The sequence below is a fragment of the Arthrobacter globiformis genome, assembly GCF_046536215.2.
Taxonomy (GTDB): domain Bacteria; phylum Actinomycetota; class Actinomycetes; order Actinomycetales; family Micrococcaceae; genus Arthrobacter; species Arthrobacter globiformis_E.
Genome location: NZ_CM143421.1, coordinates 3106796 through 3120682, shown reverse-complemented (window position 1 = coordinate 3120682; position 13887 = coordinate 3106796). Strand labels below are relative to the sequence as shown.

At 61.6% G+C, this 13887-nt stretch carries 9 protein-coding genes; 1 reads left to right on the top strand and 8 read right to left on the bottom strand.

What is annotated here, in order from left to right:
- Positions 1–5777: 5777 nt before the first annotated feature.
- The 8 genes from R5O87_RS14015 to rpmH all read right to left on the bottom strand — a co-directional run bounded on the left by R5O87_RS14015 (position 5778) and on the right by rpmH (position 11536).
- Positions 5778–7097 carry a ParB/RepB/Spo0J family partition protein gene (locus R5O87_RS14015; RefSeq protein WP_410556531.1) on the bottom strand — a complete coding sequence of 440 codons (1320 nt, stop codon included), beginning with the start codon at positions 7095–7097 and terminating at the stop codon, positions 5778–5780.
- 67 nt (positions 7098–7164) lie between these two features.
- Entirely contained in the window at positions 7165–8217 is a 1053-nt protein-coding gene (locus tag R5O87_RS14010) for a ParA family protein (protein ID WP_410556533.1), read from the bottom strand.
- Positions 8218–8302: 85 nt separating this feature from the next.
- A complete protein-coding gene (gene rsmG, locus R5O87_RS14005) occupies positions 8303–8953 on the bottom strand; it encodes a 16S rRNA (guanine(527)-N(7))-methyltransferase RsmG (protein ID WP_410556534.1) in 651 nt (216 codons plus the stop codon).
- Between the two features lie 19 nt (positions 8954–8972).
- Positions 8973–9536: a Jag family protein gene (locus R5O87_RS14000; RefSeq protein WP_410556535.1), complete on the bottom strand. Its 564-nt coding sequence runs from the start codon at positions 9534–9536 to the stop codon at positions 8973–8975.
- On the bottom strand, positions 9536–10516 hold the full coding sequence (gene yidC / locus R5O87_RS13995) for a membrane protein insertase YidC (RefSeq protein WP_410556536.1): 981 nt from the start codon (positions 10514–10516) through the stop codon (positions 9536–9538). Before yidC ends, R5O87_RS14000 begins: the two co-directional genes overlap by 1 nt.
- Before the next feature lie 16 nt (positions 10517–10532).
- Positions 10533–10940, bottom strand: coding sequence for a membrane protein insertion efficiency factor YidD (gene yidD / locus R5O87_RS13990; protein ID WP_410556537.1), 408 nt, complete (start codon positions 10938–10940; stop codon positions 10533–10535).
- Complete coding sequence (gene rnpA / locus R5O87_RS13985) at positions 10933–11358, bottom strand: ribonuclease P protein component (RefSeq protein ID WP_377953018.1); 426 nt, start codon at positions 11356–11358, stop codon at positions 10933–10935. Before rnpA ends, yidD begins: the two co-directional genes overlap by 8 nt.
- Before the next feature lie 40 nt (positions 11359–11398).
- Positions 11399–11536 (bottom strand): 50S ribosomal protein L34, encoded by a 138-nt coding sequence (gene rpmH, locus R5O87_RS13980; protein ID WP_003800212.1) that lies wholly within the window; start codon positions 11534–11536, stop codon positions 11399–11401.
- Positions 11537–12006: 470 nt separating this feature from the next.
- Here rpmH and dnaA point away from each other — a divergent pair, with 470 nt between their 5' ends.
- The gene (gene dnaA / locus R5O87_RS13975) at positions 12007–13428 is read left to right on the top strand and encodes a chromosomal replication initiator protein DnaA (RefSeq protein ID WP_410556538.1); all 1422 of its coding nucleotides are present in this window, start codon (positions 12007–12009) and stop codon (positions 13426–13428) included.
- Positions 13429–13887: the final 459 nt, after the last annotated feature.

Genomic DNA, 13887 nt, shown 5'->3' with positions numbered 1-13887 from the left:
GTGTCGATTGCCTCCAGAGTCGTTCCTTCTTGCCGGGAACAGGATGATCCTCGCTGGCGCGCACAAGCCGCGGGTCCATGGTGATGCAGATTGAGGTCTCATCAGGACGCCGCCAGGCACGCTGCCAAATTGTTGCCAGCCTCTCAAGCGGCGTGACATCGCATTCATATGCGCGGTCCCTCTGCTTCAGCTCCTCCTGTGCGCACTGCGCTGACCTAGTCCACGTGGGGCGTCATGGGTCTCGCACCCAGAGTTTGCCGGTCCGGGCACGGCCACTCGGGGTCGTTTCACGTGAAACAAGCCCGGTCCACTCGGGTCCTAACCCCTGCGACACTGGCAGCGTCGCCCGCCTAAGAAGGGACGAGTCGAAGCTATCGGGCCACTGTCTCTCCGCACACCGCCTACGGGGAAGTTCAACGCCAACCCAAGAACTTCTTTTGTATGATTGGCTCTCGGATGGCCCAGGCGCGGTTGATGTGGGAGCACAACTTAAGTAGCGATATATAGCGAGTTAAGTCGGTAGAGCCCATGCATCGTGCGTTGTTCCCCAACCGACCGACCAAAAAACGCCTGCAGGAACGCGAAATGGATTGCAGGCCTTCTCTGGTTAGCACCACCTGCGCTCCCCGATTCCCAGGTGGGAATCCGAAGACTCCTGACGAGGCACTTAGCGCCCGTTGCCCAGGCTCCATTCGCACAGCGCCGCGTCGATTGCGCGACGGCGACACTCATTCCGGCAGACGACGTAACTTGCTGGTGCGTGAATTCGACGGCATCCATTTCCCTGTACGCCGGCCGTAGCGGGAAACTTTGCAAGCTTCAGGTCCGACCATCGACGGACGTGCCGCACACCGTCGGTACCTCAGCGTCAACGACACCAGCGCCACCAGCAAATTGCGCGTCCTGTTTTCAGTGAACACCACCATAGGGGAGCAGAGCGGTTGCACAAAAGTGGACCCGCCGTTGACCGCAGCCGCCCTGGGGAGTTCTCTAATGCCTTTCGGCTGCTTTTGGAATCCTCAGACGTCATTTCAGCGTGATTTGGTACCAAGCGTGCTGCATCCCTGCACTAAATGCCCCTTATGGAGAATCAGGTCCCGCGAAGTCAGGGGGCCATGCGCGCCGTCCAAGGCTTTTGCGCCCGGCGCCGCCAAGTCCTTTGGCTTCTGGCCGCTAGTCTCCAGCTGTCACCGACGCCACCGCTCGCTCCGAAAACCGCTTCTAAGTTTCACGTGAAACAGGGCACGTTCACCGTCCTGTGCTACCGCTGCATTGTCCCCGTTTCACGTGAAACACGGCCCTACTCAGTCGTGGCCGCAAAATGGGCGCTGGATGCAGAACTAGTACACAGTCGAGTCGTGCATGGCCTACCGCCAGGCGACATTCCCCGCTCCACACCCCTGTTTCTCAACGTGTCCGCACTTTAGCCCGCTTCTTCAACGCGGCGGTGGGGACCCGTCGAAGACAGGTTTGCGCGCACCATCCACGGAACATATGACGGAGCGAAAGAGACAATTGCAACGTCATCCTGTGAGTCCGCAGCCGGTCACCAGATCAGTATGGACGCCAAACATTCGTGGAATCACTGTGAGCCGGAACCGCGCAAAGAACAACCCCGAGAACGAGATGGGGGCTAAACCAGTACTCGAGGTTTCACGTGAAACCGGTCGACAAATCTGGCATCCACGGGCCGCATCGTGCAGGGCGAAGACACCATGTACCAGGTGGATGACCCACTCGCCGGCACGACGGGTGGCGGGCGCACTGTGGCCGGATCGCTCGAACAGGCATGCTGGTCAAAGCGAACCGGAGTACTACGACCCGCCGAGGATTACGCGCTGCTGGGCAGTTGCTTAGACCGAGGCCGAAGCGGAGACAGAAGCGGAGGACAGCGCCTCACACCACGGACTTGGATTCCCGGCGATCATAACAGGACCCCACGACTCGGCCGAAGCGGTCAGGCACAAGTCGCAATGACGGCTCAGACCTCCACTCGATCGCCTGCAGTCCGAAGGCCGGCGGCTCGGCCAGCCCCTAGAAGGGGCAGGCCTGGAACACCTACAAAGGGGGCCGCTGCGCTCACCGGGTCCACCCGCTTGGGCCCACGAATTTGCCACCTCCCTACTGGCACCCCCAGCCATATCCCTAGCGACATTAGACAGTATGCTTACGGATTGTCTGCACTTGTCCGATGAACTTTGAAGCCCGCGGAGGTAAGTGCCGGCAAGCGTACGCCGAAAGAGAGACAGTCTGAGGATCCCCTGACTTCATAACCACAGCTCATCACCCAAAGGGAAGAGCCATGGCAAAGCATGTAGCTAGTCGGAGGATCCAAGCATCTACGGGACGGTATTCTCCTTCAGCGCAACACACGGGCCACATCGGAACCGACGCCCAGGAAACAGCACCTCAACCACGCTCAGTCACGAGTCCGCGCCAGTCACGGAAATCCGTATTCAGACAGTGCCACCGTCAGCGGCGCGCTCATTTCCTTTCCAGGCCCGGAGCCGTGCGTTGTCCTTCGCGCGGATATGACGATGCGGGCGTCCGATGTCCCACTTTGCGGTCACCTGTTGGTGCTCTTGGTCAGGAGCCTGCTGAGTCGAGCACACGAGCCTGACGGCCAGAGGTGCCGCACGGACGGCTGGCTACATACCTAGAAGCTGGGAACGGCCATCATCCATCGTGCGCCACAGATCACCATTGGAAATGGAGTCGCTCCTCGGGAAGCTCAGCACCCTCGCCTAGGTCGCTGTGGCGCATCGAGAAATGTCCAGCGGTCGGTATGTTGGTGGCCCGTCATGTGCTGATGTATGGAGTCTCACCATGACATTATTCACACGTTTATCCACAGCGGAATCCACAGGGTTATCCACAGCCAGATGAGTCGGCCTGTGGATTAGAGTCGGGGGCCCGTGAGCAGAATCACAAGGCGCCGCTCCTTGAGCACTGGGGCTGTCGAGCCCCGCGGGCCCACCTGTGGTGGAAGGAGCCGCCGATGTGCGCGGAATCGGCTAGGCAAAATGGACCTCGCACCACCAAATATGATTGACGACCGTGGCAGAATGCGTGCGTGCTGCGATGTGGCACGCGGAAGCACCAGCGGGTACGGGTGTTTCACGTGAAACACGGCCAGCAGTCGCGAAGGGGGTCACTACCCGGGAAGGTCGGTGGCTCGGTCGGTCCAGATGCGGGAGCCCGCAAGCTGTGTCATATCCCCAGCTTTACCCACAGGGTTATCCACAGCCTTATCCACCGGGTTATCACCAGCTAAATATGCTCGCGGACAACTGACAAAAACATGGTCGCGCATGCGTCCGTCGGGCCCCTGAGAGGCAAACACCGTGAGCGCTAGACCGGGCTGGGTACTCCACTATTGCTCGCAAACTGACTGACAGCTGCAGCACTGGTGGTCAGATGCTGAGTCGGGACGGACTTCGGCGCCGGCAGGGAAGCGAGCATGGGGAAGTGAGACAGCATGCCGAACAGCAGGCCGGCCGAGTTTGGGGGTTGGAGCAATGGTACCGATATGGCTCGGAGGGCACGGTCTACTCCAGCGTGGCCAAACGCCGCGCAGAGCACCGAGAATCCGTGTCGTCGCTAATCGGCCACTTGGCATTGTTCGTGAGCTTCACGTGCCGCCGGCCGCGGCTCTTCTGCTTCGCAATAGAGAGGCAACTCCGTGAGGGACCAATAGTTCGAGGCGTGGGGGCTCCCGGCCTTCTGGTCGTTGCGCTCCATGTGTCCCGTGGTCCGACATTGACTGTCCAGTCCCTGACAGAGTGGGGCGGCTATTCCAACGGCGCCGCAGGGCTCGGCAGGCCGCCTTTAGCAAAGGTGCGCGTTTCACGTGAAACTGTCGTCGGCCCTACCGGGGCTGAGGTGAGAGCTGAGCGAGCATCAGCAGTTTGGTTGGGCCCATTAGCCTGGGTAACCGCGGACCGCCACCAGGCCCCCTAGGCCTGCGGCGCGCCCTCTGGGGAAAACGACACGCGCGGGCGCCAGCGTATCTCGCCTGCCGACACGCAAGGGCTGCCAGGCTGCCAACATCCTGCGGGGTGAAGGCGGGCGATTAGCGTTTGGTCCGTTATGCCCGCGTTATCGACCGACGATCCACGAATGGGCACCGAGCCCTCAGCCCAGCGAGGCGACAAGCTGCGACCGCGAGCTCAAGCAGCACACCCTCGAATCACCAGCCGCTTTTGACGAAGCAACTGGCCCTCCTGGTTCGGTCGAACTCAGCCTCCGTAATTGTTTGTACCGAGTCGACACTTCCTTCTGACGCACTTGGGAGGGTTGGGCACGCCGGGACGCTCACAGTTGCGTCCTCCTTCGCGACGGCGCCTTACCGCAAACACAAGTGCCCTAGCATCAATGCTTCCCAGAATCGCAGCCTTTGCGCCTGTCTCAGCAGCGCAAAGAAGCCAGTGGGGAAGCCGCCAACTTGATATCCGGGTTCGGTGCATGACCTTCTCGCCACGCGCCACTTGTTTCACGTGAAACGTGGGCGCGGCAGCGCGTCTCCCCAGCCCCCCCCAGAAGGGTGCGAAACCAGCGGGGATGCGGCACCAAGAAGGGCTGGGCCGTCAGTGAACGGACAGCGAAGCCATTTCGGCCAGGCTGCCGATCTCGGTCTGCAGATGGCCTAGTGCCTGGACGGAGACGCGCTAATGCGGGACCGCCAAGATGAGCGAAAGTGACCGAGCATCCACAGGCCGGGGGAGCGGTGGGGAGTTCAGAAAATATAGGCAGCGTCGCTTACCGCGCGCCGATCGACTCCGATGGACTCCGGACCATATGGATACGCACTAACGTTCTGCAGGACCGCATCGGGTTCCAGCGTGATATGGGACTCCGAAGTGCCTTGAGTAGCTATCAACACCTGCGGCCGCTATCCCTCACGGTCGGCGGGACAAACAAGAACGGCGGGCGCTATTCAATCAACAAGCTGTGTGGGCGTACTGACCTTCGCCGGAGCCGACGCCCTGCGTCAATTGGAGCTGGTTTCACGTGAAACATGCCCTCCAAAACCGGGAAGCTCAGGGAACAAACGGGCAATTCAGCTCCACAACATCAACGCGCCTGACGGCGCATCCGCATTTTGCGGCGCTTCAGGGCCGTGCACGGCGCCGCGGGCACATGGAACATAGACGCCAGTGCAGTAGAAGGGGGAGTGGCTTCTGCACATGCTCCAGGCTTCGATAACAAAAACCCTGCGAATCATGCGGATTCGCCACCCCACATGGGCTCGTGCGCGTTGTGAACGGGCCACCAAAGAAGATAAGGATATACAACGGCGCAAACCCCCAGGAGGTCAACCACGGCTGCCAAAAGGCCGGCGGGCGGGCTAACGCGCCCATGAGCGCGGTCAAGCCCGACGCAACAAGGCAGAGCCAACGAGGAGGCTGTTCAGACCGCCTAGAACGCTCTGAAATCGCCCCTAGATACTATAGGCGCCCCAAAAGCCGCCCGCGCATCTGCCCACAAACGTACAGACTTCCACGGGCCCGTCAAAAACTTCCCCGTTGTACCCAATTAGCTGCAGGACGACACCAGAACGCTCAGGTCTCCAGACTCCCGCGCATTTACGATTCTTCCAGGTTCACCCCGCGGCCACATGCCCCACTCACGTGAAACGGCCAGGCAGCCATCAAGCCGCCTGATTCAGCCAAGCGGCCCTAGATACCGCCGTCGAAACAATCCGCGAACAGCAAAGATGAACAGCAAACAGAAAAGGGCCCGTTCACCTGAACGGGCCCTGATCTTCGACTGAGTTCTTAGTTGTCGCTTCCTGGTGCGAGAACGTCCATGATGCGGTTGAGGTCCTCAACACTCGCGAACTCGATACTCACGCGGCCCTTCCGCGCACCAAGTGAGATCTTCACATTGGTGTCGAGCCTGTCGGACAACGAGGAGGCCAGGTAGTCCAGACGCTCGTGGCGTGCCCCCGGGCGGGGAATGTTGTTCTTGGCCGGTGTCGCGGGTTCCCGGTGGAGCGTGACTGCTTCCTCGGTGGCGCGAACAGACATGCCCTCGGCCACAATCTTCTGCGCGAGGCGCTCCATGGACGCTGCGTCGGGAAGCGAGAGGAGAGCCCGGGCGTGGCCGGCCGAGAGCACATTGGCGGCGACACGACGCTGCACCAGCGGCGGGAGCTTCAGCAGCCGGAGGGTGTTGGACACCTGGGGGCGCGAGCGGCCGATGCGGTCCGCCAGCTGCTCGTGCGTGGTACCAAAGTCTTCCAGGAGCTGCTGGTACGCCGCTGCTTCTTCGAGCGGGTTCAGCTGGCTGCGGTGCAGGTTCTCCAACAGGGCGTCGCGGAGCAGGTCGTCATCCGTCGTGTCACGGACAATCGCCGGGATCGTGGGGAGTCCGGCAGCCTGTACTGCACGCCAGCGGCGTTCACCCATGACCAGCTCATACGGTTCTCCACCCTCTTCGGTTGAAGTACGCACCACAATTGGCTGGAGGACGCCTATTTCGCGAACCGAGTGAACAAGCTCCGCCATATCGTCCTCATCGAAGACGGTACGGGGCTGTTTGCGGTTGGGATGGATGTCCGTGACCGGGATTTCGGCAAAGCGGACGCCCGGCACCTCGACGAGTTCGACGTCGTTATCCAGGACAACGGCGGAGTCCGCCTTTCGGGGATCGGCGGCAGCCTTCGGTGTATCCACGGCGTCCGGCCCAGCAGGTTCGGACTTCGCGGCCGATGCCGCACCAGAGGGCTTGACTGCACCAGTGGGCTTGGCACCACCGGCGGACTTCGACGCACCCGCACCAGAATCCTTGGCGGGCGTCTTCGCCGTGGACTTCGCAGCCGAGGGCCTCGCCGAATCCGAAGCGTCGGCACCACCTTCGACCGCGGCTTCGGCCTGGGCCTCAGCCTTCCGGCCGGACCGGCGCGCCGGCGCGTCATCGAGGACAGACATGTCGGTCTCTACGGCAGGAACGGGTTCGGCCGTTTTCCGCGCCTCCGGGAAGAAGAGATCCACAGGGCGCGACGGAGCTGCTCCGTTACCCGAAGCGCCTGCGGAAGCGGAACTTGGAATGAGTGCGCCAAGACCGCGACCGAGCCCGCGTCGCTTATCGCTCATGGATGATTCCCTCCATCGGAAGAGCCCGGCTATGCCGGGCTCCGGCTGTTGCTGTGTTTGGAAAATTCTAACGCTCAGCGATTTCCGCTGCGGCTTCCAGGTAGGACAACGCGCCGCTGGAGGATGGATCATAGGTCATGACGGTCTGCTGGTAGCTCGGCGCTTCGGAGATGCGCACGGAGCGGGGAACGACGGCGTCGAGGACCTGGTCCGGGAAGTGCTGCCGGACTTCAGCTGCGACCTGGGCGGCCAGGTTGGTCCTGCCGTCGTACATGGTCAGCAGGATGGTGGAAACTTCAAGATCCGCATTCAGGTGCTTCTGGATCATCTCGATGTTCTTCAGCAGCTGGCTCAGGCCCTCGAGGGCGTAGTACTCGCACTGGATGGGGATGAGAACCTCGCCGGCCGCGCAGAACGCATTGACCGTCAGCAGACCCAGGCTGGGCGGGCAGTCGATGAAGATGTAGTCCAGCCGCTGCTCGCCCTTCTTCTGCCGGGCTTTGGCATAGACATCGATGGCTCGGCGGAGGCGCTGCTCCCGGGCCACCAGGGAGACCAGTTCGATCTCGGCACCTGCCAGGTGGATGGTGGCCGGGGCGCAGATAAGGTTGCTAATGTCCGGGCACTGGGCCACCACATCCTCAAGCGCCACATCGTTGATTAGCACGTCGTAGATGCTGTCGACGTCGGCGTGGTGTTCAATGCCCAGTGCCGTGGATGCATTGCCCTGCGGGTCAATGTCAATGACCAGGACGTTCAAGCCGGCGGCAGCCAGGGCCGCAGCGATGTTCACGGTGGTGGTGGTTTTTCCCACGCCACCTTTTTGGTTTGAAACCGTGAAGATTCGCGTCTTCTCCGGCTTCGGCAGATTACGGCCCAGGAGCCGTTCCCGCCGCCGGTTCTCGTGCGCGAGCTCCCGGGCGATGGGGCTCGAGTCATCCAGGGTGTCCAAGACGTTGCCGCGGGCCGCGGTTTCACGTGAAACCTTGGCGGCAACAGTTCCTGCAACCGGATTGAATTGATTTGCCGTGGTAGCGACCGGTGATACGCCAAAGGCACGCGCCGACCCCAGGGACACGAACGGGGGGATCCGCTGCGTGGAGGTTTCGCTACTGGTCACTGGGACACACTCACTCTCGTTCGGCTTTCACTGCCGTTCTCTAGCCTAACCGCTACACCCTATGGACCCGCGGCACCGTGCGGGGCTAGGCGCTCTTTTGGGTCTTCTTAACTACGATCCGCACCACCGTGGTGGGTTCTTCGAGCAGGTTTTGTCCTACTGTGACAACGGATGTCTCCACACCGCCGAGCTTGCGGATGGCCTTGGCCGCCTTCTCGATCTCCTCGGCAGCACTGCGGCCCTTGATGGCCACGACTTCACCCTCGCCGCCTAGCAGCGGGATAGTCAGGCCGGCAAGGTTGCTCAGGGCGGACACAGCCCGGGCGGTCACGACGTCGGCCGTCACCATCCCCACAGCCAGTTCAGCACGCGTGCGCATAACGGTTACGTTGCTCAAGCCGAGGTCGTCAACCACTTCCTGCAGCCAGATCACCCGGCGCTCCAGCGGTTCGATGAGGGTCAGTTCCAGGTCCGGACGGGCAATGGCCAGGCACAGGCCCGGCAGGCCGGCGCCGCTTCCGACGTCGGCCACGTGGCTGCCCTGCGGAATTTCGCTTTCAATCACCGCACAGTTCAGGACATGGCGTCCCCAGAGCCTGGGGATTTCCCTTGGGCCGATGAGACCGCGCTCGGTCCCGGAGGTCGCCAGGTGTTCGACGTACCGTTCAGCGAGGCCAAGGCGGTCACCGAAGATCTTCTCCGCCGCCTGGCGCTCGGCTGCAGTCATTTCAACCATCAGTAAGTCAGCCAACGGTTCAGTCGGCGGAAACGACGATGTGCCGGCCTGCACCCTCGCCCTCGGACTCGCTGACGAAGCCAAGGTCGGCAACGGCGTCGTGCACGATCTTCCGTTCGTAGGCGCTCATGGGCTCCAGGGCTACGGCTTCACCGGTCTCCTTGACGGAGGCGACGGCGTCCTCTGCGATCTTCTGCAGGTGGCCCGCGCGTTCCTTGCGGTAGCCGTTGATGTCCAGCACCAGGCGTGAGCGGTTCTCCGTCGCGGAAAGAACGGACAGACGGGTCAGTTCCTGCAGGGCTTCCAGCACCTCGCCGTCGCGGCCCACGAGGCTCTCGAGCCCGGCGGACTCTTCCTCGGTCACGATCGAGATGTAGGTGCGTCCGTTGCGGACCTCAATGTCAATGTCGCCGTCGATGTCGGCGATGTCGAGCAGTTCCTCAAGGTAGTCGGCGGCGACGTCGCCTTCTTCTTCCAGGCGGCTTGCCGAGGTGCCCTTGCCCGCGTTCACGGTGCCGGCAACGGAGTCCTGGTCTTCGCTGGGATCAGCGGAAAGTGCGTGTTCAGAGCTCTCAACAGACATTACTTCTTCTTCCTGTTCTTACGTTGTGGCTGAGTGCGCTGCGTCCGGGCCTGCGCAACTGCAGCGGCGGCAGCTGCTTCCGCTTCGGCGTCGGCCTTCTTGCCGCCCAGGATGGGAAGGGCCGGAAGGCCCTTGGCGGCACGGCGCTCCGCGAGGGCCTTGGCGGCGGGGGATCCCGGCGTCGGCATGCGGCGGATGACAAAGAACTGCTGGCCCATCGTCCACAGGTTGGTGGTGGTCCAGTAGATCAGGACACCGATGGGGAAGTTGATGCCGCCCACACCGAAGACGATGGGGAGGATGTACAGCATCATCTTCTGCTGGCGCATGAACGGGCTGGCCATGGCCTCTTCGGACATGTTCTTGGCCATGATCTGCTTCTGCGTGATGAACTGCGAGGCCGTCATGGCGAGGATCATCACGATGGAAAGGATCCAGACCGCAACCACGTTGCCGCCGGGGGGCGTGCCGTGAAGGAGGGTCGCGGACAACGGAGCACCAAAGATGCTGGACTCGTCGAACTGCCTGACCTGCTCAACACTCATGGCGCCAATGCCCTGGCCGCCTGCCTTGGCGGAGCTGATGCCGGAGAGCACCTGGAACAGCGCAAAGAAGAATGGCATCTGGATCAACATCGGGAGGCAGGCAGAGAACGGGTTGGTGCCGTGCTTCTTGTACAGGGCCATCTGCTCCTGCGCCATGGCCTGGCGGGAAAGCTGATCGGTCTTGCCCTTGTACTTGTCCTGCATCTTCTTCAGGTCGGGCTGCAGCAGCTGCATCCCGCGCTGGGCCTTGATCTGCTTGACGAACACGGGGATCAGCGCAGCACGGATCACCAGCACCAGCCCGATGATGGACAGCGTCCAGGTCCAGCCGTTCGCGGCCGGCAGGCCGATGAAGCTCAATCCGTCATGGAAGCCGACCATAATGACTGAGACCAGCCATTTGAACGGGGCCATGATTGTTCCAAAGAAGTCCATACGATTTCCCTATTCGTCAGGCCGCAGCGCGGCCTTCTTCATCAGTCTGAGCAGCCAGGTACTTGTCCGGGTTGTTCAGCACAACAATTCTGGGGGTCTGGTTTTCAGGCCATTCCCGGCGGCCGGCGGGGACATGGTCCACACCGCCGGCGTTCCACGGGTGGCAGCGTGCCAGGCGCCTGGCCGCGAGCCAGCTGCCCTTGACAGCGCCGTGGACGGTGACGGCTTCAAGCGCATAGGCCGAGCAGGAGGGAAAAAAGCGGCATACCTGGCCGTACAAGGGCGAAACCACCTTGCGGTAGGCCAAGAGCAGAAGAATGAGGATGTTGCGGGGCAGGTTCCAGATGAAGCTGCCCACGGCCGCTGCTGCGGACTTGGCGGGACGCTTGGGAAAACGGACGACGGCGGCAGTCGGGTCAAGCACGCTGTGTCCCTTCCTGTGTTGTCGCGTCCGGTGGCGTTCCAGCCGGCCGTTTTCCGGTCACCGCCGGAAGGCGGCCAGCCAGCCGCCTCATGGTGTTTTCCAGGGCGGCGTTGTAATCCGCCAGGAGTTCATCCCAGCTGGCTGTTGCGGAGGCGGGCAAAGCACGCACCACAATAGCGAATCCGGTGCCGTACTCGCGCAGCGAGACAGCGCCGGCTTCTCTAAGTCTCCTCTTAACGAGGTTCCTGGCAACAGCGTTCCCGACAGCTTTGGAAACGATGAACCCGATCCGGCTGGGTTCGTCGGCTCCGATAGTTGCCGTATATAACACTACGTTCCGGCGTCCATTGCGGACGCCGGAACGTACAGTTGTTGAAAAATCGGTTGAAGTCCTCAGGCGGTTACGGGTGGCAAGCACCGCTAATCTCGCAGAAGGAAGAAGACCGACAAGTCAGTATTTATGCCGACAGTTCGGTGCGGCCCTTGCCACGGCGGGCGGCCAGGATGGCGCGGCCGGCACGGGTGCGCATACGAAGGCGGAAGCCGTGCTTCTTGGCCCGACGGCGGTTATTCGGCTGAAAAGTCCGCTTGCTCACGTTAGTTACTCCAGTGGATCAAAGGTGCGCCCACCCGATCAGTAAGGGGAAGAACTGGCCGACGCTAAGTTTTGTATGTGTCTGCTTCCCCAGGTTTTTCCGAACACGCGAAGTGTCCGGAAGTCCAAAATAGGGTCAGAAAGCAGGCACAAAGGACTCCACAACGTTAGGGCAAAACGCCGACGCGAGTCAAACCAGCAGGCCGCCCGGCGTGTTTCCCCAGCTGTGGCTAACCGGGCGCCGGACCTGTGGATGAAGCGGCTCACAAACGCCGTTTTCGAACCACAGCGGTGTAATTATCCACAAGGCACTTCCCAGCTATCTTCTAGGCTTTTCATCCCCTAGAGTGTCTCAGTAGCCGATTATCCACGGACTGTGCATAACCCTGTGGATTAAGCCGGGCCAGCACCCTGGTTCCGGGCTTGCGGCTGCATGTAATGCAGGCAGCAAGCTTTGAGGAACCAAATTTGATGACAGTAGACGAAGCCAACCACGCCAACACTGTCGGAAGTTCCTGGCGGCGCGTGGTGAATCTTCTCGAACAGGACGACCGCGTCTCGCCCCGGCAACGCGGCTTTGTCATCCTCGCGCAGGCCCAGGGCCTCATCGGTTCCACGCTCCTCGTCGCAGTCCCCAACGAACTGACCCGCGAAGTCCTCCAGACGCAGGTCAAGGACGCACTTGACGACGCGCTCCGCAACGTCTTCTCGGACGACATCCGCTGCGCTATCGACGTCGACACCGATCTGGTGCCCATCCACGACGAGCCGGAACCCGCCGTCGAGCTTTCCCTCGCAAACGATCCCTCCATTGAGCAGAAGCCGCAGCCCATGCTGCCGAGCACGTCGCACGAATTCGGCCGGCTCAATCCGAAGTACGTTTTCGACACGTTCGTGATCGGATCCTCAAACCGGTTTGCCCATGCCGCAGCCGTCGCCGTCGCAGAAGCCCCCGCGAAGGCCTACAACCCGCTGTTCATCTACGGCGACTCGGGTCTGGGCAAGACGCACCTGCTGCACGCCATCGGCCACTACGCCCGGCGCCTCTACAGCGGCATCCGCGTCCGGTACGTCAACTCCGAGGAATTCACCAACGACTTCATCAACTCGATCCGCGACGACGAAGGCGCCAGCTTCAAGACGACGTACCGCAACGTCGACGTCCTGCTGATCGATGACATCCAGTTCCTGGCCGGCAAGGACCGGACGCTGGAGGAGTTCTTCCACACGTTCAACTCGCTGCACAACAACAACAAGCAGGTGGTCATCACCTCGGACCAGCCGCCCAAGCTGCTGGCAGGTTTCGAGGACCGGATGAAATCCCGCTTCGAGTGGGGCCTGCTGACGGACATCCAGCCGCCCGAACTCGAAACGCGTATCGCCATCCTCCGGAAGAAGGCGCTCAGCGAAGGCCTCTCGGCCCCGGACGACGCGCTGGAGTACATCGCTTCGAAGATCGCCAGCAATATCCGCGAACTCGAAGGCGCCCTCATCCGCGTCACGGCATTTGCCAGCCTCAACCGCCAGCCGGTGGACGTGGCCCTTGCGGAGATGGTGCTCAAGGACCTCATCACCGACGACGGCGCCCAGGAAATCACCTCGAGCCAGATCCTGCAGCAGACGGCGGACTACTTCAAGCTCAGCATGGAAGAGCTCTGCAGCAAGTCCCGGACCCGGACGCTGGTGACCGCACGGCAGATCGCAATGTACCTGTGCCGCGAGCTGACTGACATGTCGCTTCCCAAGATCGGCCAGGAGCTCGGTGGCCGCGACCACACCACCGTGATCCACGCCGATCGCAAGATCCGTGAACTCATGGCCGAGCGCCGTGTGATTTACAACCAGGTTACGGAGCTCACCAACCGGATCAAGCAGCAGCAGCGCGACTCCTGATCCAAGGTTCTTAACCTTATTAACAGGTGCGTGTGGATAACCCTGTGGACAGTTAAGGGGACAACCGCGGTTAATGGGCTTAAAACCCTTAAGGCGTCTGTGGATCACCGAAACGGGCCAAAAATCTTGTCCCCATCCACAGCCTGTTTAAAACCTGCCGAACCCACAGTCCATGAACAGGGCTTAACCGCGGATCCGCGCCGGGAAACCGGGTTATCCACAGTTTCCACAGCAGTTATTAACACTACTAATCCCAAAAAATTGAAATCCCTCAAACAACAATCTCGTTCCCGGACCTCCACCGCACCGGCCGATGGCCCGCCGAAGGGCCGCCGGCTGAGCCGGCATCAATGCCGGGGATGGGGAATGCCTGTAGTTCCGGCTAAGCTGTCTGCAGCGCTCCCATCCCTGGGTCTGTTTGCGGTCGGCCATGCGCGGACCATGCAGGTTCCGGGACTT